The 25,275-nt window shown below is 36.1% G+C and carries 26 protein-coding genes and 1 pseudogene; 25 read left to right on the top strand and 2 right to left on the bottom strand.

Annotated features, from left to right (window positions below; all coding sequences use genetic code 11):
- Positions 1-89: 89 nt before the first annotated feature.
- Positions 90-956 carry an AraC family transcriptional regulator gene (locus tag CEF18_RS15325; RefSeq protein ID WP_183041075.1) on the bottom strand — a complete coding sequence of 289 codons (867 nt, stop codon included), beginning with the start codon at positions 954-956 and terminating at the stop codon, positions 90-92.
- A gap of 110 nt (positions 957-1,066) precedes the next feature.
- Here CEF18_RS15325 and CEF18_RS15320 point away from each other — a divergent pair, with 110 nt between their 5' ends.
- The 25 genes and pseudogenes from CEF18_RS15320 (at position 1,067) to CEF18_RS15200 (ending at position 21,437) form a co-directional block, all read left to right on the top strand.
- Entirely contained in the window at positions 1,067-2,179 is a 1,113-nt protein-coding gene (locus CEF18_RS15320; RefSeq protein ID WP_110937259.1) for a glycoside hydrolase family 88 protein, read from the top strand.
- Positions 2,180-2,300: 121 nt separating this feature from the next.
- The gene (locus tag CEF18_RS15315) at positions 2,301-3,455 is read left to right on the top strand and encodes a DUF2264 domain-containing protein (RefSeq protein WP_110937258.1); all 1,155 of its coding nucleotides are present in this window, start codon (positions 2,301-2,303) and stop codon (positions 3,453-3,455) included.
- Between the two features lie 372 nt (positions 3,456-3,827).
- Positions 3,828-5,456 carry a nickel ABC transporter substrate-binding protein gene (gene nikA, locus CEF18_RS15310; RefSeq protein WP_110937257.1) on the top strand — a complete coding sequence of 543 codons (1,629 nt, stop codon included), beginning with the start codon at positions 3,828-3,830 and terminating at the stop codon, positions 5,454-5,456.
- Positions 5,457-5,477: 21 nt separating this feature from the next.
- On the top strand, positions 5,478-6,422 hold the full coding sequence (gene nikB, locus CEF18_RS15305; protein WP_110937256.1) for a nickel ABC transporter permease subunit NikB: 945 nt from the start codon (positions 5,478-5,480) through the stop codon (positions 6,420-6,422).
- The gene (gene nikC, locus CEF18_RS15300; RefSeq protein ID WP_110937255.1) at positions 6,419-7,249 is read left to right on the top strand and encodes a nickel ABC transporter permease subunit NikC; all 831 of its coding nucleotides are present in this window, start codon (positions 6,419-6,421) and stop codon (positions 7,247-7,249) included. The genes nikB and nikC overlap by 4 nt, the downstream gene beginning before the upstream one ends.
- Before the next feature lie 21 nt (positions 7,250-7,270).
- Positions 7,271-8,104 carry a nickel import ATP-binding protein NikD gene (gene nikD, locus CEF18_RS15295; RefSeq protein WP_407690421.1) on the top strand — a complete coding sequence of 278 codons (834 nt, stop codon included), beginning with the start codon at positions 7,271-7,273 and terminating at the stop codon, positions 8,102-8,104.
- Positions 8,105-8,138: 34 nt separating this feature from the next.
- The gene (gene nikE, locus CEF18_RS15290) at positions 8,139-8,945 is read left to right on the top strand and encodes a nickel import ATP-binding protein NikE (protein ID WP_110937254.1); all 807 of its coding nucleotides are present in this window, start codon (positions 8,139-8,141) and stop codon (positions 8,943-8,945) included.
- A gap of 39 nt (positions 8,946-8,984) precedes the next feature.
- Positions 8,985-9,740, top strand: coding sequence for an alpha/beta hydrolase family protein (locus CEF18_RS15285; RefSeq protein ID WP_110937253.1), 756 nt, complete (start codon positions 8,985-8,987; stop codon positions 9,738-9,740).
- A 361-nt stretch (positions 9,741-10,101) separates the two neighbouring features.
- Positions 10,102-11,229, top strand: a complete 1,128-nt coding sequence (locus tag CEF18_RS15280; RefSeq protein WP_110937252.1) for an acyl-CoA dehydrogenase family protein — start codon at positions 10,102-10,104, stop codon at positions 11,227-11,229.
- 21 nt (positions 11,230-11,250) lie between these two features.
- A complete protein-coding gene (locus CEF18_RS15275; protein WP_110937251.1) occupies positions 11,251-12,069 on the top strand; it encodes a phosphate/phosphite/phosphonate ABC transporter substrate-binding protein in 819 nt (272 codons plus the stop codon).
- Positions 12,070-12,209: 140 nt separating this feature from the next.
- Positions 12,210-13,391, top strand: coding sequence for a cobalamin-independent methionine synthase II family protein (locus CEF18_RS15270; protein WP_110937250.1), 1,182 nt, complete (start codon positions 12,210-12,212; stop codon positions 13,389-13,391).
- A 49-nt stretch (positions 13,392-13,440) separates the two neighbouring features.
- A complete protein-coding gene (locus CEF18_RS15265; RefSeq protein ID WP_223292327.1) occupies positions 13,441-13,875 on the top strand; it encodes an OsmC family protein in 435 nt (144 codons plus the stop codon).
- 275 nt (positions 13,876-14,150) lie between these two features.
- Positions 14,151-14,573, top strand: a complete 423-nt coding sequence (locus tag CEF18_RS15260; RefSeq protein ID WP_110937248.1) for a hypothetical protein — start codon at positions 14,151-14,153, stop codon at positions 14,571-14,573.
- Positions 14,570-14,851 (top strand): YwqI/YxiC family protein, encoded by a 282-nt coding sequence (locus CEF18_RS15255; RefSeq protein WP_110937247.1) that lies wholly within the window; start codon positions 14,570-14,572, stop codon positions 14,849-14,851. Before CEF18_RS15260 ends, CEF18_RS15255 begins: the two co-directional genes overlap by 4 nt.
- A gap of 64 nt (positions 14,852-14,915) precedes the next feature.
- Positions 14,916-16,502, top strand: a complete 1,587-nt coding sequence (locus CEF18_RS15250) for a ribonuclease YeeF family protein (protein ID WP_110937246.1) — start codon at positions 14,916-14,918, stop codon at positions 16,500-16,502.
- 5 nt (positions 16,503-16,507) lie between these two features.
- Positions 16,508-17,152, top strand: a complete 645-nt coding sequence (locus CEF18_RS15245) for a DUF443 family protein (RefSeq protein ID WP_110937245.1) — start codon at positions 16,508-16,510, stop codon at positions 17,150-17,152.
- Positions 17,153-17,254: 102 nt separating this feature from the next.
- Positions 17,255-17,479 (top strand): DUF443 family protein, encoded by a 225-nt coding sequence (locus CEF18_RS27235; RefSeq protein WP_110937244.1) that lies wholly within the window; start codon positions 17,255-17,257, stop codon positions 17,477-17,479.
- 53 nt (positions 17,480-17,532) lie between these two features.
- On the top strand, positions 17,533-17,907 hold the full coding sequence (locus tag CEF18_RS27230; RefSeq protein WP_407690403.1) for a DUF443 family protein: 375 nt from the start codon (positions 17,533-17,535) through the stop codon (positions 17,905-17,907).
- Between the two features lie 109 nt (positions 17,908-18,016).
- Positions 18,017-18,664, top strand: a complete 648-nt coding sequence (locus CEF18_RS15230; protein ID WP_110937242.1) for a DUF443 family protein — start codon at positions 18,017-18,019, stop codon at positions 18,662-18,664.
- Positions 18,665-18,851: 187 nt separating this feature from the next.
- Positions 18,852-19,229 (top strand): hypothetical protein, encoded by a 378-nt coding sequence (locus CEF18_RS15225; RefSeq protein WP_110937241.1) that lies wholly within the window; start codon positions 18,852-18,854, stop codon positions 19,227-19,229.
- Positions 19,226-19,525 (top strand): DUF443 family protein, encoded by a 300-nt coding sequence (locus tag CEF18_RS26870; protein ID WP_110937240.1) that lies wholly within the window; start codon positions 19,226-19,228, stop codon positions 19,523-19,525. Before CEF18_RS15225 ends, CEF18_RS26870 begins: the two co-directional genes overlap by 4 nt.
- Positions 19,515-19,859, top strand: a complete 345-nt coding sequence (locus CEF18_RS27225) for a DUF443 family protein (RefSeq protein ID WP_110937239.1) — start codon at positions 19,515-19,517, stop codon at positions 19,857-19,859. The genes CEF18_RS26870 and CEF18_RS27225 overlap by 11 nt, the downstream gene beginning before the upstream one ends.
- A gap of 112 nt (positions 19,860-19,971) precedes the next feature.
- Positions 19,972-20,275: pseudogene (locus CEF18_RS15210) on the top strand (DUF4176 domain-containing protein).
- Positions 20,276-20,589: 314 nt separating this feature from the next.
- Positions 20,590-20,781, top strand: a complete 192-nt coding sequence (locus CEF18_RS25995; protein ID WP_183041077.1) for a DUF443 family protein — start codon at positions 20,590-20,592, stop codon at positions 20,779-20,781.
- 335 nt (positions 20,782-21,116) lie between these two features.
- Positions 21,117-21,437, top strand: coding sequence for a cupin domain-containing protein (locus tag CEF18_RS15200; RefSeq protein WP_110937724.1), 321 nt, complete (start codon positions 21,117-21,119; stop codon positions 21,435-21,437).
- Between the two features lie 1,921 nt (positions 21,438-23,358).
- On the opposite strand, the gene CEF18_RS15195 is transcribed toward CEF18_RS15200, so the two are convergent.
- Positions 23,359-24,819, bottom strand: coding sequence for a catalase (locus CEF18_RS15195; protein WP_110937237.1), 1,461 nt, complete (start codon positions 24,817-24,819; stop codon positions 23,359-23,361).
- Between the last annotated feature and the right edge of the window lie 456 nt (positions 24,820-25,275).

Genomic DNA, 25,275 nt, shown 5'->3' with positions numbered 1-25,275 from the left:
GAAACAGATAGATATAAAGGATACTCGAAAGTGACAGCGTTCCATACAAATGAAAACAGCCTAATTAACTAAAATTTGATCAATTACTTCTACATCACTTGATGTGAAAGTCTAAACTGGTGTGGCGTTGTTCCGATTGTTTTTTTAAATAAATGAATAAAGTAAGATACATCTCCAATCCCCACTTGTTCCCCGATTAATTCGACAGAGTCATTATTCATTTGTAGTAAATGGCAGGCTTGTTTAATTCTACGAATAGTTATGTATTCAGTTAGGTTACTTCCAGTTTCGCGTTTAAAAGTCCGAGAGACATAGGGCTTCGATAAATGAAGCTCAGTTGATAGTTTTTCCAAATCAAAGGTTTCTGTGTAATGTTCTTCTATCCATTGCATGATTGTTTCCGAATAACGAAGTGAACGTAATTTATTTTGATGAAGGGAGGTTTCTAGTTCCTGAGTGTTTACGCGGATGCAAGAGAGTATTTGCATAAGAAAAAGCCGACAATCTTCCTCCCAGTTATTCGTTGCAATGGATTGATCAAAGGCCTTAAACATCTCAGCAACATAAAGGGAGCGATCGGATAAATCAAATGCTTGTTTTTCATATATACCATTATGTAGTCGATAAAATAAAGTATTAAGCCCTGGGAACGAATGTAAATTCTTCCCCTGAGATATTGGATCAAAATGTAAGATACTTCGTTCGTAAGGGGTCTGATGGGATACTTCAACATGTACCTTATGTAACTGAAAAGGTTGGAAAAAGAAAAGCATACCTGGTTTAAGATCGTATGTCTGCTGGTTAACAATGACACGTCCTTGTCCCCGATGAACGAATAAAAATTCACAGCCTTGATGCCAGTGGTAAAATCCTCTAAAATTATGATCTGATATCCGACGGTAAATCCAATGAAATGGCTTTAGATCAAACAATATAGGTTCAAATAAACGATTCATCATAGCCCTCCTAATAGAACAACAGATTCATATTATTAGTTATTATACAACAACTTTTATACCATTAGCGAAGTTATACTAAATTTATTAACTCAAGTAGGAGGGAATTCATGTACAAGTTTAATCAACAAGAGATATTAAAAAAACTTGAAGTAAAAGTTGAGCGTATGGTAGATCAAATGGGGAATAAATCACCACATGTAGCGGGATCTGATGGAGTTTATGATGATATGCCCCATGCTTGGTGGACATCAGGTTTTTGGCCTGGTTTATTGTGGGTATTATATGATATGACTGACAACGAGAAGCTGAAGAGTGCTGCAATGAATTGGGATGAGGAATTACAAAAGTGTTTTTCCGAGCACCCTAATGAATTGTACCATGATGTAGGATTTCAATTTTTACTAACTGCTGTGATTAAACATGAAATTCTAGAAAGCGAGAGCAGTCTTGGAATAGGCTTGGAAGCATCAAATTATTTAGCGGGACGTTATAACCCAGTCGGGAAATTTATCCGCGCATGGAATGGTGATAAAATAGGTTGGGCTATTATCGATTGTATGATGAATCTTTCTTTATTATTTTGGGCAAGTAATGTAACTGGAGATCCTAGATATAAACATATTGCTATCCTTCATGCGGATACTATAATGAAGCATGGGATTAGAGAGGATGGATCGGTTTGTCATATATTATCATTTGATCCTGTCACAGGTGATTTTATTGAATCTATTGGTGGTCAAGGTAATGCACCAGATTCTGCATGGAGTAGGGGGAGTGCATGGGCGATCTATGGATTTGCTAATACCTACCGACATACAGGGGATTCTCGTTATTTAAGTGCAGCGAAAAGAGTCGCACATCATTTTATTGCTGGTCTGCCAGAAGATTTTGTGCCATATTGGGATTTTCGGTTAACTTCAACCGAAAATGAACCTAGGGATACTTCTGCAGCAGCTATTGCCGCTTCTGGGTTACTAGAAATTGCTGAATTGGTACCTAGCAATGAAAGTCGACTATATGCAGATGCTGCAACAAACATATTAGCTTCTTTAACTGAAAATTATGGGACGTGGGATCAGCCAGACCATCAGGGAATACTCGTTGAAGGAACAGGACATAAGCCAGCAAATGACAATATAAATGTTTCTCTCATATATGGTGATTACTACTATATTGAAGCGATTGCTAAACTAAATGGTTGGGAACGACGTATTTTTTAATAGTAAGTAGCAGAAGGCTAGGGTAAATATTTTCCTATACCCCGGAAACTAACATTTTATGAAGCTTCTTTTACTACGCTTACAATTCCATGAAATAATAAAATCGTTTGAGGTGGAAATGATGTCAGTATTACAAAATAACGACGACCGAAAGTTCTGGCTCGATTCGATGTTGAAAATAGCAAGCCCTGTTCTGCTTCATTTAAATAATAGAACTTTAAAACAAGAAATGCCAGTTGAGATGCAAGAAGGAACCAGTCGTGAGAATTTTTCTCATCTTGAGGCATTATCTCGATTATTAGTAGGGATGGCACCTTGGTTAGAAAGGGTAAGTGAGGATGAAGAGGAAGAAATCCTTCGCTTGAAGTATGCTGAGCTTGCAAGAGCAGCAGTTGATGCGGGAACGGATCCAACATCACCGGATTATATGAACTTTTCGGATGATTTTCAACCCATTGTAGATACTGCTTTTCTTGCCAATGCTATCTTGAGAGCGCCTACAGAGTTGTGGAAAAAGCTTGATGATAGGGTTAAGAAAAATGTGATTACAGCAATAAAAGCTACACGAACAAGAAAGCCTATTTTTTCTAATTGGTTATTGTTTTCAGCAATAATTGAAGCGTTTTTATACAAAGTAGGAGAAAAAAGTTGGGACCCAATGCGAATTGATTACGCGATCAAACAGTTTGATCAATGGTACCTAGGGGACGGAATCTATAGTGATGGTCCAGAATATCACCATGATTACTATAACAGCTTTGTCATTCACCCCATGCTAGTAGATTTAATTGAAACAGTCGGAGAAGAGTATAGGGAGTGGACAGTACTTAAAGAGTCGATCATAAAGAGATCTCAGAGATATGCTGTTATTCAAGAGCGAACCATTTCACCTGAGGGAACTTTTCCGCCAGTCGGTAGATCTCTTGCCTATCGTTTTGGTGTATTTCAATCTTTGGCTCAACATGCACTTCGAAAAGATTTGCCAAAAGAACTTCCTCCTGCACAGGTGAGAAGTGCTTTAACTGAAGTGATAAAAAGGACGCTTTCGGCTCCAGGCACTTTTGTGGAATCCGGATGGCTCAGAGTTGGCTTTTCAGGGCATCAACCAGGAATCGGTGAAGGGTATATTTCGACAGGTAGTCTCTATTTATGTACAGCCGCATTCTTGCCGTTAGGATTACCAAGTTCAGATTCATTTTGGAGTGATCCCCCAATGGAATGGACATCCAAGCGGGCTTGGTCGGGGAAAGAATTCCCAATTGACTATTCACTTTAAAGATGTTTTTTGTCTAATTTATGGGACGTGAGAACCGTCCCTCCGTCACACAATCTGGTCTGATACAAATTTGTTCAAGTGGAACGTAGTCAATTATTTATTTTTTATCAACATTGAGCACTCTACACATATAGAAAATGTCCAGTACTTGAAATAAAGAATTGATTAAATGAGCCCAATTTTGGGCTCATTTTTAAATTTGTTAAATTATTTTTCTTGTCTACAGCTAATAGGCTAGATTGTATAACAAGGTGTTTGGATAGAAATGCAAAACGTAGGAATGCTGAGAAGCAGTAGACTCTATTGACAAGCAGAATCCTTTAATTTATGATTGAGAATGAATCTCAATGCCAATTATAAGGGGTAAGTGATATGTCAAACAGAATAAACAAAAAACAATTTATTTTAATGCCTTTAATCATACTACTTTCATCTTTGACTTTACTTGGTTGTACAGGTGAATCAGGAGAAGAGGAAACAGCAGCTTCAAGCACTGAAAATGAAAATACGATTACTCTAGCTTGGCCTAGGGATATAGGAGAACTGAATCCACATATCTATAATCCATCTCAGTTATTCTCTGTATCTATGGTATACGAACCTTTAGTTAGCTACCAAGATGGAGGAGAGTTAAAACCGCATTTAGCGGAATCCTGGGAAATTTCCGAAGACGGAAAAGAATATGTATTCAACCTTCGTCAAGATGTAAAATTTTCCGATGGCACAAGTTTTAATGCCGAAATTGTGAAAAAGAACTTTGATGCTATATTGAAAGATGTTGATTTACATAGTTGGTTAGGATTTATACCGTTAATTGATCAAACAGAGGTCCTAGATGAGTACACGTTTAAATTAACATTATTGGAACCATATTATCCTACTATTCAGGAGTTAGCTGTTGTTCGCCCTGTCCGTTTCCTAGGGGAAGCAGGATTTCCTGAAGATAATGACACTTCAAAAGGTGTAGCAAAACCAGTCGGTACAGGCCCTTGGGTATTGGATGAATATAAGGTTGATGAATTTGCTACTTTCACACGTAATGAAAGTTATTGGGGAGAACTACCAGATGTAGAGAAAATTAAAGTCAAAGTCATTCCTGATGCGGAGACAAATGTGCTTGCTTTCGAAAAAGGCGAGTTAGACCTCATATACGGTGAAGGGGTTATCAACCTGGATTCTTTTAGACAATTAGAATCTACAGGTTCCTTTGAAACTAGTATTTCTGAACCGGTTGCTACTAGGCAAATAGTTATGAATACAAATAGAGAACTGCTTTCAGATATAAAGGTTCGTCAAGCATTACATTATGGATTTAACAAAGAAGCAATGGTTGATGGAGTGACATCCGGGTTGGAAGAAAAGGCTGACTATATCTTACCAACAAATATGCCATACACATCAAATGTGGATGTTACCGCGGTAAATTATGATAGTGAAAAAGCGGAACAATTACTAGATGAAGCAGGATGGAATTTACCGGAAGGGAAAGATATTCGGGAAAAAGATGGAAAGCCACTTGAAATCGAGTTAATGTATAGTTCTGCTGAATCCATTCAAAAAACGATGGCGGAAACATTACAATCTGAGTGGGCGGCGATAGGTGTTAAATTAAATATTGTCGGGGTTGAACTTACGACTCAAGTTGAAAGATTTAAAGATAATGAGTTTGATATTAATTTCTTTAGTAACTATGGCGCTCCTTATGATCCACATACTTTTGTAAACATAGTTGCTACAGAAGGCTTTGGCTTTTACCAAGCGATTTCGTCTTATCCTAATAAAGATGAATTGTTGGAACAGATTGCTAAAGTTAAACAAACGACAGATGAAAATGAACGTCAAGAATTATACTCGGCAATTCTAGGTTCATTACAAGAGCAAGGTGCAATCGTACCTATTTCTTATATTAAGAAAATAGCAGTCTATCAAAAGGATGTCTCTAATTTCACATTCCCTGCTAACCGAGATGAACATCCATTTACGGGTATTAGTATCGAATAGTGAGCGACAGGAGATTTTCTTATGGGAACTTATATTTTGAAACGAATTCTGGCGATCATACCAATCTTCCTTTTGGTTACTCTATTAACATTTGGAATGATTAATTTATCACCAGTGGACCCTGCTGAGGCTTACTTAGTTGCTTCACATATCCAACCGACAGATGAGTTGTTGGCGCAAAAAAGACAGGAGTTTGGCTTAGACCAGCCGCTTCTTACGCAGTATGTAAACACGATTGTGAGTATCAGCCAATTTGATTTTGGTAAATCTTATATCACGAATAAGCCTGTATGGGAAGAGGTTTCCTCCCGAATGCCAGCGACAATCCAATTAACATTTGGAAGCCTCTTAATCGCAATAGTAGTAAGTATTCCTCTTGGGTTTTTAGCTGGTATAAAGAAAAATAGTGCAATTGATCACTTTAGCCGTATTCTCTCTTTTATTGGGGCATCCATACCTTCCTTTTGGCTCGGATATTTATTCATATTTTTCTTTTCTGTTAAACTTGATCTTTTCCCAGTAGAAGGCATAGGAACATGGAAACATCTAGTTTTACCTTCTTTAACTCTAGCACTGCCATTAATAGCTTTATATACGCGACTTTTACGTGCAAGCGTACTTGAAAATCTACAAGAGCCATATATACTTTTTGCGCGGACGAGAGGCATTCAGGAAAAAGCGATAATGGGAAAACATGTCTTGAAAATTGCCATTTCACCTATGATTACGGGACTTGGAATGAATTTAGGGAAATTGATGACTGGAACCATAATTGTTGAGGCAGTCTTTTCGTGGCCAGGGTTCGGGCGGTATTTTATTGAGGCTATTTTTAACCGTGATGTCCCTGTAATTCAATGTTATGTGCTGTTAGCCGCGGCTATATTCATATTTAGCAATCTTATTATCGATCTTTTGCAAATGTATATTGACCCACGTATTTCTAGAAAAGGAAGGCAACATCAATGATTGCAAAGATTCGTAGTATATTAAAAAGCGAAAAAGTGATTGTCCTTTGTTCTGTAATATTATGTGTACTCCTTTTCATTGCTATTTTTGCTCCATGGCTCGTACCTAATGACCCGACTTTTGTTAATTTAGCTGTTAAACTTCAGTCCCCTTCATTGGATTATCCATTAGGAACAGACCATTTAGGAAGATGTACGTTTTCGCGTATCCTATATGGTGCACGTATATCTCTGGGGTTTGCGATATTGATTTTCATTTCATCTTTAAGTATCGGTCTGATCGTTGGTATTATTGCTGGTTATAGAGGTGGCTGGGTGGATCAGCTGTTAATGAGATTTGGTGATGGTGTAATGGCATTTCCAAATCTTTTGCTTGTTCTCGGTTTAGTGGGTATATGGGGAGCTGGTCTTAAACAAGTCATCTTAGCATTAATTTTTGTGCAATGGGTTTACTATGCAAGAGTCATCCGCGGAATGGTCCTAAGCCTGAAAGAACAAAACTATATTACTGCAGCTAGAATTAGTGGTTCTTCTCAATGGACGATTATGAAGAAACATGTCATTCCCAATGTCCTTCCACCGCTAGCAGTAATGGGAACATTGGAAATGGGTTGGGCTATTATGGATTTATCCTCCATGTCGTTTTTAGGTTTAGGTGTGCAACCTCCTACTCCAGAGTGGGGTGCGATGATTCATGAAGGGAAATCTTATATTAGGACAAATCCAGAACTAATGCTTTATCCAGGCTTAATGATTATGCTAGTAGTCATTACCTTTAATTTATTGGGCGAAGCACTATCGGAACGTTTTGGGATTAAACGTCGGTAATACATAGAAAAGGAGGGATGAATAGTGGAATCGAGTAAGCGTAATATTTTAAATGTGAAAGACTTACATGTTGAAGTGAAAACGAAAGATGGTATGTCTACACTTGTTAAGGATATTAATTTTGGTATTGAAAAAGGGAAGATACTGGGTCTTGTTGGGGAAAGTGGTAGTGGTAAAACAGTCACAAGTATGTCTATCCTACAGCTACTTGATCAGAAAAACATGGAAGTTCAAGGAAGCATTACACTTCAAGATAGAGAATTGAATGGTTTAGGGAACAAAGAAATGCGTGGTATTCGAGGGAAGGAAATTGCCTTTATTATGCAAAATCCGATGAATGCCTTTACTCCTGTTTTTACCATTGGCTATCAATTTGTTGAAACAATCAGGTCTCATACTTCATTAAATAAGAAACAAGCAATCGAGCTTGCCATTGATGTGATGAAAAGTGTAAACTTGCCAGAACCAGAAAAATTATTAAAAAAGTACCCTTTTCAATTGAGTGGCGGAATGCTTCAGCGTGTAATGATTGCTATGTCCGCTTGTTTACATCCCTCTGTTATTATTGCTGATGAACCAACTACAGCTCTTGATCTTCATAACCAATTATTAGTACTTCGCTTATTAGATAAAATTCGTTCTGAATATGGAACGTCTATTTTACTCATTTCTCACGATCTTGGTGTAATTTCGGAAATGGCAGATGATGTAATCGTGATGCAACATGGAAGAATTGTAGAAGCTGGGAATGTGTTTGAACTATTTGACAATCCACACCATGACTATACAAAGAAGTTACTTAGAACAAGGCCAACCTTAGATTATGAACATCAACCTATTACTCATGTGTTGTGATATTTAGAATGTAATCTGTTAAAGGGTGGGGCTAATGAGCTTATTACAGGTAAACCGAGTGAATCATAGCTATAATTCCAAAAGGTTTTTTAAATGGAAAGATCAAATGAATAAAGCACTTAGTGATATTTCCTTTTCAATTGAAGAAGGAAAGTGTGTAGGCTTGCTTGGCACAAGTGGAGCCGGTAAAAGCACCTTAGGGAAAGTTATTCTTGGCATACAACGTCCACAGCAAGGTCAGATTCTTTTTCAAGGACACGACATTTATAATGCCGATAAGCGAACTCGCCAAATGCTACGCCGGGATCTACAAGTTGTTTTTCAAGATTCATATTCAGCTGTTAACCCTCGCATGACAGCTGAACGTATTATAAGCGAACCTTTAGAAAACTATGAAAAACTAACAGTAGGTGAACGAAGAAAAACAGTTATTTCCTTATTGGAACGAGTAGACTTAAGTGAAAAGGATTTAAAAAAATACCCTCACCAATTTAGCGGAGGACAATTGCAAAGGATTAATATTGCTAGAGCAATCTCTCTTAAACCGAAGTTAATCGTTTTAGATGAATCGGTTAGTAGTGTAGATATGGTTACACAAAGTTTAATATTAGACCTATTAAAGGGATTAAAAGAGGATTTCGGCTTATCATACCTTTTTATTACACATGATATTAAAGCCGCCTTTTCAATCTCTGATACTATTGGTGTACTTGAAAAAGGGGAATTAATTCAGATGTACGATTCAAAAGATCAGTTTTTTTCCTCCAAACACCCCGTAGTTATGCAAATGAAAGACTCCATTCTTGCTGAACACCCTCGTTTTAGATCGATTTTCAACTAGAGATAAACGTAGTTAATGTAATGAGTTGGAGGGTTTAAAATGAAAAATTACGAAAAAAAAGAAGTGAAAATTAAACATAATGATAGGGAAATTTATGGTGTCTCCTATATGCCAATTACTAGTAAAAATTGCCCTGTCGTTATCTTCAGCCACGGTTTCAACGGAACGAACGCAGATTTTTCGATGAATAGTGAATATTTAGCAGTTAATGGTGTGGGTGCATATTGTTTTGATTTTTGTGGTGGATCTGTAAATTCTCAAAGTGATCTTAAGACTACTGAAATGTCTATATTTACAGAAAAAGAAGATCTGTGCACCGTCATTGATACCATAAAGGATTGGGAGAATGTAGATCGTGACAATATCTTTCTATTCGGCGGAAGTCAGGGAGGATTGGTAACAGCATTAGCGGCGGAAGAATATATAGAGAAAATTAAAGGAATCTTATTGCTGTTTCCTGCATTTTGTATCGCGGATAACTGGAATGAAAGATTCCCTAAACTAGACAGTATTCCTGACAATTACGAGTTTTGGGGTGTGACGTTGGGCAGAGTATTTATTGAATCCATTCATGGTTACAATGTATTTGAACATATTGGAAAATTTCATAAGAATGTACTGATTTTTCATGGTGATCTAGATGAAATTGTGCCACTCGAATATGGAGAGAGAGCAGCGAAGCTGTATCCTCATGCAAGAATTGAAGTATTTTCGGGAGAAGGACATGGTTTTTCAGAAGCTGGTAATAAAAAAGTAGCGGATATGACCTTTGAATTTGTAAAAGCAAACGCTTGAAATCCTAACTATTTGAATTAATATTTTTTGCGAAATTAAATTATTCTGTGTTTAAGTATACTCATACTATCAAGAAGAAGCAGATCCCCGATAAAGGGTATCTGCTTTTTTTCATGTTTTTAGATCACAAGTTAATTATTTATTCTGGGTGTACGATTCTTGGAATAGTCGTTTTCAAGTCCGAGTTATGTATTTGTCCTTAATACAATACAAGTAAAATCGGTTAGATAATTGTCTTTAAAGCTACTAAATTAGATTCCGAGTATTTGAGTATTACCAAGTAATCTGATAGTATAATAACTTATAATGCACTACTGGAAAATTTTGAAAATAATAGAAATAAAATCACGAGGAGGATAATATGAACAATGTATATCAAGAAGGCAAGGATTTTGCAAAGGCCTACATACAACCTTACACGGAATTGACAGATAAGGAGTCGAAATTCCCTGAAGAATCCTTCAAGGAACTAGGCGAAAAGGGCTTTTTGAAATTGCTTGTGCCTGAAGAATATGGTGGATTTGGCAAAGGGCTTGAAGAGCATGCTCAGGCTTGTTTGGCATTTGCCGAGACTTGTTCTACAACTGCTCTTTGCTACATGATGCATAATGTTGCATTAATGTGTGTTGTAACTCATGGAAGTGACGAACTTAAGAAAAAGATTTTTTCAGACATTGTAGAAAAAGGAGAATTCTTGGCTTTAGCCTTCAGCGAAATTGGAACAGGAACACATTTCTATAATCCGGAAATTTCTGCTGAGGTTAATGGTGAAAACACAATTTTTAATGGAACAAAGAGCATGGTAACATCAGCAACGTATGCCTCGTACTACCTCGTACTTGCACCATCTGTTGAAGAAGGAAAAATAAACAACTGGGTTTTCCCTATGGAAAAACAAGGCTTAACTTTTGAAATGTCTAATTGGAATGGTCTTGGAATGAGGGGTAACTCGTCATGTCCAATGCACATTGATCATGTGACGTTGGACTCTTCTTATCGTCTTGGAGAAGAAGGTTCTGGTGAAGAGCAGGTATTCAATGTCGTAGCACCATTCTTCATCACCGGACTAGGATCAGTATACAGCGGTACTGCCATGCATATGTTTGAAGAAGTTAGCAATCATGCTGTGGATAGGAAATATCCAGATGGAAGTTCCCTTTCAACTATTGAAATGGTACAAACGCATATTGGACATATCTATAAAAATGCGGCAGCAGCAATAGCAATTACTTTAGACGCTGCGAGTGCAGGTGCCAATGAAGAATCTGATGCACTTGCAAAGATTTTAGCGGCAAGAGTCTTTGCTTCAGAAGCAGCCATTGAATGCGGAAGACTTGCAATGAGAGTTGGAGGAGGAAAAGCTTATAATAAGGCTCTTCCTATTGAAAGACTTCTGAGAGATTCATATGCTGGACAAGTTATGGCCCCAAGTTCCGACGTTTTGACGATTTGGCTTGGAAAAACACTAACAGGACAGATGATTCCATAAAAACAAAAAGGAGTGAGTCTATTGAATAACGATCGAATAAAAGTAGGAGCTGTTATTTATAATCCGACAGTTACAGTTATCTGGGGGGTCATCGCTGATTTTTTCAAAGAGGAAGGACTTGAAATAGAATGTGTCTTCTATAAGGATTATGAAGGTCAGGTTGACGGATTAATGAACAAGGAAATAGATATCGCCTGGAATTCTCCTTTAGCGTGGTTGGACACTTATTCGAGAACCGATGGTAAATGCCAGATGGGTTCAATGAGAGATACGGATAGAGACCGAAAGACTTGCTTCATAGTCAGAAAAGATAGTGGCATATCAAATCTTGTTGAGCTAAAGGGTAAGACGATTGGCTTTGGAGCTAAAGACTCTCCTCAAGCAAGGTTGATACCAATCAACCATTTACATAAAAATGGACTAGAGTATGGAGAGGACTACACGGAGAAAATGTTTAATGTTGGCGTCGGCCTGCATGGAGACCATATTGGTGGAGAGTTAGATGCCATTAAAGCATTGATGACAGGAACTGTAGACGCAGTTGTTACTCTGGATTTAAACTGGGAAGCTTGGATAAAGGATGGCACTATTGACGACAATCAATTCGTTTGTATGGATACAACTGCTTTGTTTGACCATTGTATTTTCGTAGCACATCCTGATTTTTCAACTGAAAAGTTCATAGAATGGGAAAAAGTGCTTCATAAAATGGATTACAACAATGAAGACCATAAGAAGATGATGGATATGGAAGGCTTGAAGGAATGGGTTGAAGGCAGAATCACAGGATTTCAGCAATTACGTGAAGCTACTGACTATCTCAAGTTCTTTAATAAGTAATTCCTGGTGAATCATTCTTTAAGTTACTTTAAATAAACCGTTTCTATTAAACTAGTTTATTAGTAGCATTCTAAGGAGAAGCGTGGTTTATCCACTGCTTCTCTTTTAACTATTTATATCGACTTTAGGAGATGAAAAATATGAAAAGTTCTTTACCGCTTTTTCCTACTTCTTTAATGGGAAGCATGCCTAGATCTAAAGACGTTCTAAGCGCCCTCAGAAAGATTAGAAGAGGAACTATGGACCCTAACGACTTTAATAAGCTTATTGAGATGGAAACCCAAAAGGTCATTACGTTACAAGAGGACCTGGGGATAGACATAATCACGAGTGGAGAGATTGGACGGGATAACTATGTGTCCTTCGTTTCCAATAAAATTGATGGCGTAAGAATGATGAGCATGAGTGAAATGCTCGATTATATTGATGACAAAAAAGCTTTTGAGAACATTTTGACCACGCTTGATGTTCCAGCAGTCAGTATAAAAAATGCTATTTGTGTCGGCAAACTGAAATACAAAGGTGATATTGTCGCAGATGAGCTTAGGGTTTTGAGGAAATATACCGATAAACCCGTTAAAGTAACATTACCAGGTCCTTATCTCCTTACTAGATCGATGTGGGTGCCTAATCTCTCAGGTGAATTTTACGACAGTAAGGAAGAACTTGGGCAAGATGTTATAAAAATTTTAAAGGAAGAGATAGACAATCTAATCCACATAGGAGTCGATGTAATTCAATTGGATGAACCGGTTTTGACCGAGGTAGTCTTCACTGACGGAAATCCAAGGTCATTTATGTGTGCTGCTCTTTCTGAAAGAAAGGATCCTAAAGAGGAGCTAGAATTTGCTACTAGCTTGATTGGACAAATTATGGAGCATATAGATAGAACTAAGACAGTTGCTTCTCTTCATGTCTGCAGAGGTAACTGGAGCAAAGATGAGAGCATATTATTAACAGGTCCATATACTCCACTACTTGAGTTATTTGCCAACGTGAATCCAGATCTTTTAACACTTGAATTCTCAACACCAAGGGCAGGGGAGCTGAGCTCACTATTAGCTGATACAAGAATTGGAGAGCAAACAGCACTTGGTTTAGGAGTGGTAAATCCACGAACAGACGAAATTGAGACAGTGGACTCCATCCTCTCAAGAGTGGAAGAGACAATGAATTACCTTCCGAATGAAAAGATATGGCTCAATCCTGATTGCGGTTTTGCAACCTTCTCAAGCAGTCCAGTTAACATACTTGAAAATATCTCGGGAAAAATACGATCAGTGACAGAAGCAGCTTCCTTGTTAAGGAGAAAGTATGAGTAACAAGTCGAAGAATGAAGTGAACACATTATATGAGTCTAGGATATTTGATATGAATTTTAGGGGCACATCAAATGATCTCTCATCTGTCAAAATTTACACAAACAAAAACAGTATCCAGATAGAAAAACAACTAAGCTTTGATTCAGATGATGAAAAAATTAGCAGCCTTGAATACTTTGCAGGATCGGTTTTAAGCAGCATAATATTAACACTCTTAGAGCAGTCGAAAAAAAAGGCTTCCATTATTGAAGAGATTGAAGGAGTTTTAAATCTTTCGCTAGAAAATCCGCTCTCCTTGCTTGATGTAAGAGGTTATGATGAAGAACCATTTATTAGAAAAATAACCGTAACCGTGTATTTATTCGCTGATCTTGAGGAAAATGATTTTATTAAATTTTGCACCGAGGCGCTTAAAAATTCACCTGTTTACAATACTTTGAAGAGATCCATGGAACTTGAGGTACTATTTAAAAAGCTTGTATGAGGAACCGTATTCAACAGATTTTGGAATTTGTCGGTGCCTAACCCCCAACGCTTTAAAGCACTGGAGATCAGGTACCTTTTCCGATACTAGTTATTTATACCTTGTAATTGCCTAAATATCCTTCGTTATTATCTACAAATCGTTACCAAATAACCTATAATATGGTATAATAAATGACATATAATTGTTATTTAATGGTAAAAAAATACATGTTTCATAATTTAATGTTGACAAAAAGCGTAATGATATCGAGGTAGTGAGGGGGGAGGGGACAAGTGTTAGATTTATATCATATTAATCGTGACTTAATGGTCATGCAAGGTTTTATTCAGTCTGCTAATTCTCGATTAGCGGAGAAAAGAGAAGAATTAGATCGGTTAGAAAAAGCGTTGACTGATTTAAAGGAAAATAAACAAAGTTTTAGCGATCAGAAAGACGTATGTCTTGATCCAAAGTTTACGTTACAAACACTGAACGGAAAAAATGCCAATCAATTAGACGACTTAAAGAAGGGTGATGTACAGGCAAGTTTTGTAGGCATCGCTAATGAACAAATTAGTCAGGCAGAGAGTGACTTATCGACGCAGGTGACAGTTATTAAAGGAGAAATAGGCAGTATCGAAAGTAATATTTCGACGTTTGAATCAAAGCGTAATCAATTAACAATACAGAGACAAGAGGTGTTAAATCAGTCATGAGCGACGAAATTAAGATTCAACGTGGCCCCGTAAATAAGGGAATTAAAGATCTACAATCATCATCTCAAAGCTTAAACACATCCTTTTCTAAAGAAATAGAAGGAGAAAATAAGCTTGAGATCGTGACGAATGTCAATGAGATTAAACAGCAATATGACGAGATCATGATGCGATTTACATCCTTAATGACTAAAAATCTGCAATCAACTGAAGAAGCTGTGACATCTATGGAAGCAACTGACGAGCACGTAGCCCATGAAATAGGGCTTATAAAGTAAACGAGAGTATGAAGAATAAAGGATGATTGTCAGAAGCAATACATACTAGTAGGAGGACCTTGGCGTGAAAGTTCTTGATGTTAATACATTACAGACTGGAATTGATGTGACGATACAAGATATTAGATCATTTTGCGAACACATTTCTGCCGTCCAACGGGCAGTGCGGGATTTTTCAGCGTTGGATGATGCATTAAAGGGAAAGGGTGGGGAGGTAATCCGAGCCTTTTATGAGGAATGCCACCAGCCCTTTTTAATTTTCCTTCACCAGTCTCTTATTGACTATCAATTTCAATTGAAAGATATTAAAGCAGGTATTCAAACCTTTGAACCAGATGATCAAGGGTTTGTTGACGAAGCATTTCTCGTGAATGATGTGGAAGAAGGGTTTAATAAGGTAGAAAGAAAGACAATGGAACTAACAGATGAAGCAAACAGTATTTTAGCGAGTGTTCAAGATATAGTAACGGTCAATAACATCACTGAATCAGAAGTGATAAATGGGGTAAGGCGAGGTAAACTACGGGCACAGGAGATCGTCGAACAACTGCACCTTCTTGACGACTATGGCGCCTCTCTTTTAGAACAGACGAAAGATGCCTTGCAGACGATGCGAACCTATCTATCAGACATTGAATCAAAGTTTCAAAGTGGGAACCTGTCTGTAAGAAACTTTAACAGGGACGCCTTACAAGGCATGTCTTCATACAAATCAATGGTGGAAAGTATTTACAATCAAGACACCGCTGACGTCGGACTTAATGAAGAAACGATAGAAGGCATGTCATTGGCTGAGATTGAGCAATTAAAAGACGCTGCAGTAAAAGATATGGATGGGACAACTCAAAATATTATAAATAGTGCTTTTACTGATCTTAATAATGGAGAAATTGATCGAGCAACTTACTATAGTATCTTTACAACGATGAAAAAATCTACAGAAGAATTGAGTGAAGGGGAACTAAACGAAGAAGTGCCAGAAACAGTTATGGAATATTTATTTAATAATAAAGGCAAAATTGGTATTGATTTAGCTGTAAATAGTACTGTAGGAGCAGTAAAATTTATCGGGCATACAACAACAGAAATAGGGAGATCAGTAGGAGGGATCGGAACCAGTACAAAGAGTATAGGGAGATCAATAGGAGATCTCGGAACCGCAATAAAGGATTCCAGAATCACAAAAAATGTAGGTAATGCTGTTGGGAACGTTGCAACGAAAACCGGTAGCGTTATAACGAAAACGGGTAAGTTTGTTCAAGGAGCCGGAAAATCATTAGGTGGGGGATTTATAGTAGCTAGTGCTGGTGTCGGATTTTATGAAGACGTGAATGAAAAGGGGAAGACGGTTGGAGAGGCTATAGCGCATAATGGAGCAAGCGTGGTAGCTGGTATTGGGGGAAGTGTCCTAGGATCAGTTGGTGTAGGCTTAGTTCTCGCGTCTAATCCGGTTGGTTGGGCGGCAGTAGCAGGTTTAGTTGCAGGGGCAACTGCTACATGGCTTTTTAATTATACGTATGATACAAATAAATTTGAACTACAAGACGGGTTGGATGTTGTAGGAAGAAAACTGGACAACATTGCAAGTGATGTTGGAGAGGCTATTAGTGGCGGATTAAATGCAATTAATCCGATGAATTGGGGATGGTAAATTCTATGAAGTGTGAAGTGCAAAGAGTAATGAATAATGCAAGATTTAGAGTTTTAAAGATTGAAAGCAATACCTACATTTTAGACATGAGCCAATCCATATGGAAAATATTATTCCCATTTTTAACATGGATTGTTCCAAATACAATTTACCAAGTGGATGAAGAAAGAACTAGTGAAAAACTAGAAATTTTCAACAAGAGTAAAAAAGGAAATAACATAAGTATTTTATTAACAGCAGGGATTGGAATATCCTTAGCAAATATGCTAAGACCTATGACGAGTTACTTTGAACTTGAAAGCACACCAATGTATAACGCAATTTTTTCTGGAATTATAATCATCTTATTACTTAGTTTACGTTCATATCTTAGCAATAGGAATAAAAAAAACTTTTATAACGTTATTACTTTAGATAAAGCTTTACAAGAGCGTATTTGGATCAACCCAAAATCATTTAAGCATTTTATCCAATGTTTTTCTTATTATGTATTTTCCTTAGGGATAAGTATAGTAGGTTTTATAGTATTCTTTCAGGATGGTAATTTGGTTCCTTTATTCGCAGCTACTATATTTTTTCTATTAACGCTTGCTGCTAATGCAATGACGGTATTAGAAGGCAGTACTAAAGTGAAATTCAAGAAAAAATAATGTGAGTCTACTCCTAAAAGAATAATTAGACCGATGTTATTGAAGCATTTTATGAATTTATTTTAATAAGGGAACTGATGCGATGCCCCCAATGAATGGAGGATGGTAAATTCTATGAAGTGTAAAGTACAAAGTGCTAGGAATATAAGGTTTAGGATTTTAAAGATTGAAGGAAACACCTATATTTTAGATATGAGCCAATCCAAATGGAATATAGTATTCCCTTTTTTAACATGGATCCTTCCACACACAATTTATAAAGTAGACGGAGAAGAGATTAGTAAAAAGGTGAAAGTTCCGAGTGGAGCTAAAAAAAAATTAACATAAGTATCTTATTTACAGCAGGGGTCGGAATATTCTTAGGGAACTTACTAACCGCTTTGACAGATTATTTTTATATTCCAAGTACGACGTTGGTTAATAATATAATAGCAGCATCTGTAATGCTACTAATTATTTTAGTACACTCACTTTTAAGTATTAGGAATAAAAATAATTTTTATAAAATAATTGCACCAAACATATTATCAAAGGATCGTATTTGGATCAGACCAATGTCATTTAAACATTTTGTTCAATGTTTATTTATATACTTTTGTTTTCTAGTATTTTTCATAGCTAGTTTAGTACTAGTTATTACAATTAGTAATATTTTGGCAATTATATTTGCTATTTTTCTTGGATTTTGTTTATCAATTACTAATGCTTTATATGTAGGAATTGGTCACACTACAGTGAAATTCAAGAAAAAATAATGGTCTACTCCTAACAGAATAATTAAACCCTGTCATTGAAGCACTTTATGAATTTATTTTAATAAGGAAATTGATGCGATGAACCCGATGGATTTTGGTGGTGAGATCGATGAAGTGTGAGGTGCGACCTGTATATAAGAATCCAAGATATAGAATTTTAAAAATAAAAGGAAAGACCTACGTTTTAGATATGAGCCAGTCGATATGGAAAATAGTATTCCCATTTTTAACGTGGATTGTTCCAAATACAATTTACCAAGTAGATGAAGAAGAAATTGGAAATAAATTCAAAGCTTTCAGCAAGGGTCAAAAAAGAAGTAACATTAGTATTTTATTAACAGCAGGGCTCGGAATATCTATAGCCAATTTACTAAGACCTTTGACAGAATACTTTGAGATGGAAAGTACGCTCCTGTTTAACGTAGCTCTGTCTGGGATTGTGATTATCTTAGGATTTTGCTTGCGTTCATATCTTAGTCACAGGAATCAACAGAAGCTTTATAACGTTATTACTCTAGATAAAACTTCACAAGAGCGTATTTGGATCACCCCAAAGTCATTTAAGCATTTTATACAGGTGTTTTTTTGTTATGTGCTATTCCAAGGTGGGAGTGTATTGTTTTTTCTAGTATTCATTCAAGATGGTAATTTGGTCCCTTTTTTCGTTGCGACTTTCCTTTTCCCATTAATGCTTCTTGTTAATGTCATGACAGTATTAGATGGTAGTACTAAAGTGAAATTTAAGAAAGGGAAGTAATAATTTAAAAGGACAAAAAATGATAAAGCAAAAGTAAGCATTTTCTAATGAGAAATATACATAAAGAATTTAATACAAACCTGGTGACTTCAAGTTGGATTCGATGTTGTTGGAAGAGGTCTTGATTCTATAGCTAAAGGGGGATTTTGCCAGAAATCCAGGTGAAGCGATTCAAAATGGTGCTAACGTGGTTAATGAACAAATAGATGATGCAGGAGTTTATGTTCAAAATTCAGCAGATAATGCAAACGAGGCGATTCAATCAGTCGTTAATACAGGTAAACAAAATATTGAGGCGTTAGGCCATAGGGCACAACAAGATGCAGGATTTATTGAAGGTTATGCTATTGAAATTGGTGTAAATGTAGCAGGAGAAGCGATAGGATATGTGGGAAATGAGTTACAAAGAGGTGTCGCCACTGCAAATGAGGTGGTTCAAGCGGGGCTAGACTTTGCAAGCGAAACAGTGGAGCGAACAGGGGATGCAATGAGTAGTGCTGGTGAGGCAGTTAAAGGTAGAATAAATGCGATAAATCCTATGAATTGGAGTTGGGGGAAATCATGACTTCTGAAATAAAAAAAATAAAGAAAAATATGACCTATCACATTGTGACGATTGATGGAGAACACTATTTAATGGATACAGGGGCACCTTTTTGGAAAGGGCTGTTTCCATATAGTTTTTGGTTATTTTCCCATCCAGGCTATAAAGTAGATGATGAGAAGGTGTTAAATGAAGTTCAAGAAACCACTGATATGCGTCGGAAAACACTAAGTATTGGATTAGCTGGAGGAGGGGGGGATCATTCTCACTCCGGTGATAGAAAAATTAAACATGCAAACTTAACCAATGATAAATAGCGTGATACTTATATTTGCTTTAACTATTACACTATTGATGCGGCTTTATTACTGTAAGCGGAATAAAGAGAAAATGAATAAAATAATAACAAGAAACCAGTTAAAGTCAGAAAAACTTGTTATACGACCGAATAATTTAATATATTTTCTGAAATTTTCATTGATGTATATGTTCGTCATGGTCATGGGGGCCGTGTGTATAGCAGGATTCATTAGTATAGGAAATGTGATAATGCTACTGCTTGCAATTGTCTTCTTTCTTTTTATATTAGTCTTTAACACAGTAACAGTGATGCCAGGCCAAGCCTACGGCAAGCTTGCGAATCCGAAATAAAACAGTTAACGAATAAGTTCAACAGCTAAGCGGGCATGACATAGTAAAGAAGCTGATTTAAACAATAAGTTCTCAGGCTAGAAAATTTAAAGAGAAAAAAGGAGAAAAGAAAATGTTAGCAATCGGTTCAATTGTGTATTTAAAACAAGGAACAAGTAAACTAATGATTTTAAATAGAGGGCCAATTATTGAAGTAGAGGGCGAGCAAACATGGTTTGACTATTTCAGCGTGCGTTTACCCTCAAGGATTAGTGCCGGATCAAGTGCTGTATTTTAATCATGAAAATGTTGATGAAGTGGTGTTTGAAGGGTTTAAGGATACGGAAGAGGAACGTTTTCAAACGTTATATCAAAAGTGGCAAGAAGAAAATGGACAAAGTATAAAGCGAGGAAAAGTGACGGAGCAACTGAAGTAGACGATTGTTGTGGATCGTTTACTAATGCAGCTAACTACATAATATTTTTGCGGAAGCAGGAGCCTTAAGAGGTTTCTGTTTTTAGGTGTTATCAGTCGCAGTAGATAAAAAAAGAGAGAATTCATTGAACCTATGAAACTTCTTAACTTGCATAAAATATACCAGTGGGTATCCTTGGTGAATTGAGGATTAGGCAATAATCCCAAAGTGCGTAGGGGGATCGTATGAATTCTGACTTTTCGTGTTAGTCCAATATATAAGGGGAATTTCACTAGAAAAGTTGCTTTAAATCAACTGCCAACAGATTAACTAGCATGCTACATTTTTTTTTAGTATTTTTCATGGCTACATTTATACTGTTTATCACAGATGGTAATCTTATGTTAATTATATCCGCTACTATTTTTGGATTAGCTTTATCGGTTACTAATGCTTTATATGTAGTAGAGGAATATACTACAGTGAAATTCAAGAAAAATAATGTAAGTATACTCCTAACAGAATAATTAGAACCATGTTATTGAAGCATTTTATGAATTGTATTCTAGTAAGTGAATCGAAACGATGAACCCATGATTTGGGAGTAATACGGACACAAGATTTTACCACCCTTGCCATCTTTTTTACCAATGAACGCCAAGAGATTTACCACACATCGCCAGTACATTTACCAATGAAGTACAAGATAATTGAACTAGCGCTACTCGTTCAACAAACGCCTTCATTTTTCTCGAACTATTCACTAAGGTAATTTTTGTCTATTTCTAGTCTATAAATGATACAATTTACATAGATCAATTATTATTGTTTCAGAAAAGGAGATATATACTTGGAAAGTTTATTGCAAAAAATTAATTTATTAGATTTAGTGTCTGATATAACTGAATATAATAATTTTGCCGTGTCTGAAATTAACGATCATGTTTTAAGAATTGCTGTGATTGATGGAGACTTTCATTGGCATGCACATGACACAGACGAATTATTTATGGTACTCGAAGGAGAGCTCTTAATTGACTTAGGAAATGATAAAACAATTACATTACTACCTGGTGAAGTTTTCAATGTTCCAGCACATATGCAACATAGAACACGATCTAATGGTAGAACTGTAAACCTCTGTTTTGAGAAAAAAGACAACGATATAAATGGATCTTCTTGAGTACCAATGTTATTGGGGTTTTTTTCAATGTACAGTTTCGGTCAAATCCACCATATGAGTGAGTTGTTTTTTCATCATTCTTCTTCCATTAAGGTGTGCACGTTCAATAAGAAGAACGGAATCCTTTGTAGAAGGATTCTTTCAATATTCGATACTAATTATATACGATTTATAGTCTTAAACTGCTAAAGATACATTATTTAATTCCATTTACTAATTATCAAAGAAGACAAACTGGTAAACAGCCTGTCATACTGTGGTAAGAACTATGTCAAAGGCGGCACATTTCGTTGGCTGTAATCACTGTATAACCAAAATGGTGAAATAGGTTACTTTGATTATTCAGCTTGTTTCTACCCTGCTGGAAAAGTGGAGGATCAAGTATCATGAAAATATTGAGGAAATCTATTTTGAAGGGTATATAGATGAACAAGAAGAGTTATTCCAGGAGTAGTTTGAAGAAAAAATAAAGAATGTCAAATACCCAAAATTGAAGTAGAAAACTCGTAATTTTTATAATAGCTTAGTGTTCATAGAGACCGAGCTAATGTACAGATTTGAGGATATTATATCGCAGCTTACTTATTACCGTGAGGGGACAAAATATCTCATCTATTGGACAATGGTTTTGTTCACAACACAAAATTTATTAGAAACATGTGGAAATTGAAAGGAGGAGAGATTTTTTTTTGAACAAAATCATTTTACTTAGGTTCATTCAATATCCGATACTGTTTTTAATTTTTAATTTTTAATATTTATCTCTTTTTTCTATTCTTTTATTTGGTAGACGTTTTAAAAGAAGGGTTTAATTGGTTCGTACTATTTTTCTTCTCACCTATAATTATAATTTTGTTAACCATCTATTATTTTATGATGAAATGGATTGTAAAGAACGAAATACATTTTTCTGGCTCACATATAGTAACTGGTCTAAATATGTCAATGATTTTTCTTACTCTTCACTCTCCAATTATTATTTTTTTTGAACTGTTAGCAGAGCGAGAATTCATAGATTTGTGGTGGATTGTGATTCTTATTGTGATTATTTACTTAATGTTACCATTTAGATGGGGTTTCGTTGTTTATCTAAGGAGAAAGTATTATTCGAATAGAAGTTATTCAGATTTGGATTCATATGGAAAGTGAAGGGGTCATGAAAGGCTATTTTCTTACTTTCTAAATTCCTTATTTCTGTCAACAGCAACAACCTTTGCGAAAAGAGCCTTAAAAAAAGATGTAAGTTAAATAACAGCAGTTCACCTACTGTTAATACATATCTAATGCATTTTATAAAAAAATTTCACATCACATCCATAAAGCCTAATAAACTCAATATCTATTAAACTGTTTAGTGCAAACTAAATATGTAGGGGACAAGAAGGTGTTGAAATTAGAAATGATTGTAGAATTTCATCAATTATAGAAATTAGATTAATTGCATGACAACGCAATCTATCAAGAACTACAGTTTACGATTATCTAGAAAAAGATTTTGAAGATATATATACGAAACTAGCAACAAATTCATGCAGAGTAGCGAAAAAACTTTATACCTTATATTCAATTAGCCTTAGATACTTGTATTATACAGGCCTTATTGGTGCCATGTAGTAAAACATTTGACAAGAATTCCAAATCATGAGACTACAATACTTCCTGATATTTCGAGAATAGAGACTTAAAAGATAATTTTCTTGAAGCATAGGAACCTAAAGAATGAATGTCTTACTCATAAATAAATTTAAGAAAAAACATTATCGTCTAGAAATCCGTAGAATAAAAGTAAGCGTCAAATAATCCCCACCTTCCACGGAAGATGAGGATATTTGACGCTTACTAAGATACTAAAAAAAGTGCTCACCCCTCGCAACGAAGCGAAAAGGCAAGCACTTTTTTATTTTATGAATCTATACTTTATTTATTTAGCAGACTCAGGTACTGCCAGTCCAAGATTTGCTGCAACGCCAGATCCTAGTTCTGGGTCGACTTTATAGAAAAGAGCAATTTGACGAAGTTTAATTTCATCTCTTTCGACATCACGCATGTGATCAGCGAAGTTTTGAATTAAACGAGCGCGTTCTCCTTCGTCCATTAAACGGAATAGGTCTCCGGGTTGTGTAAAGTGATCTTCACTATCATAAGCAACACTATCAGCGAAGCCTTTTACTTCAAACGGATTCATTTTATTTTCAGGTGTTTCTCTTGGTCCGTCAAAACTATTAGGCTCATAGTTTACTGATTTACCGCCATTACCATCAAAACGCATTTGTCCGTCTCGTTGGTAGTTATGAACCTCTGCTTTTGAACGATTGATTGGTAGTTCTTGATGATTCGTACCAACACGGTAACGGTGTGCATCAGCATAAGCAAAAAGACGACCTTGAAGCATCTTATCAGGAGAAGCTTCAATACCAGGTACAAAGTTTCCTGGAGTAAACGCAGCTTGCTCTACTTCAGCAAAATAGTTCTCTGGGTTACGATCAAGCACCATACGGCCAACTTCAATTAAAGGATAGTCTTTTTGAGACCAAACCTTTGTTACGTCAAATGTGTCAAAACGATAGGTATTCACATCTTCTTCCGGCATGATCTGAACTTTTAGTGTCCATGCTGGGAAGTTACCATCTTCAATGGCGTTAAATAGATCTTCTAAGTGATAATCAGTGTTTTCCCCAGCTAGTTTTGCAGCTAGATCTACATCAAGATTTTTGACTCCTTGTTCTGTTCTAAAGTGGTATTTAACGAAAACGGACTCCCCTTGAGCATTCGTCCACTTGTATGTGTGGCTGCCATAACCATGCATATGGCGCAATGTTGCCGGAATTCCACGGTCAGAGTGTAAGATCGTAATTTGGTGTAATGATTCTGGTGATAAAGACCAGAAATCCCAAACAGCATTAACATCTTTTCGATGTGTTTGCGGATGACGTTTTTGTGTGTGAATAAAATCAGGGAACTTAATCGCATCACGAATAAAGAAGACCGGCGTATTGTTTCCAACTAGATCATAGTTACCTTCTTCTGTGTAGAATTTAACCGCAAATCCGCGTGGATCACGTACTGTATCTGCAGAACCTAGCTCTCCTGCAACAGTAGACATACGAATAAACATTGGTGTACTTTTTCCAACTTCAGATAAAAAAGCAGCTTTTGTATACTTGGATAAGTCGTTTGTTACTTCAAAGTGTCCGTGTGCACCAGCACCTTTAGCATGAACAACACGCTCCGGAATTCTTTCACGATTGAAATGGGCAAGCTTTTCTAATAAATTTACATCCTGAATTAGTGTGGGTCCGCGGTGACCTGCTGTAATTGAATTTTGATTATCTCCAACAGGAGTACCAGACGCAGTAGTTAAGTAGTTATTATTATTACTCATTATGAAAAACATCTCCTTTAGTAACATTAAATTTAATATAATACTTATTATAATATAAACTTTGTAAAAATCAATATTAAATTATAATAATTATAATTAAGGGGTTGAACAAGTCTATAGAAATATTTGTGAATTACTGTAATAAGTGCATTATAGCAAATTTATACTCTAATATAAAAAAAATGCTCAATGAAAATTAAAATTTTAATGAGAATAAGTTTAGATAAAATAATGAAATACTTGGTTATAATTCTCATTATATGAGATTAATCGACAATCATTAGTGTTTGATAATGATGTTTAATACTGTTTTTGTACTTTTTCGTTTTGGATAGGGACTAGTGTCTAATAATTATTAAACTGAGGGACAAAATTCTATGGTTGCTAATATCTACTATGGAAGAAGAGATTTCGCAAATGTTATTTGTCCTTTATAATAGGGGGAGGATATCATAG

The sequence above is a fragment of the Salipaludibacillus neizhouensis genome (assembly GCF_002886185.1).
Lineage (GTDB): Bacteria > Bacillota > Bacilli > Bacillales > Salisediminibacteriaceae > Salipaludibacillus > Salipaludibacillus neizhouensis.
Note: the sequence above shows the minus strand (reverse complement) of the source record. Positions and strands in the feature narration are given on the sequence as shown.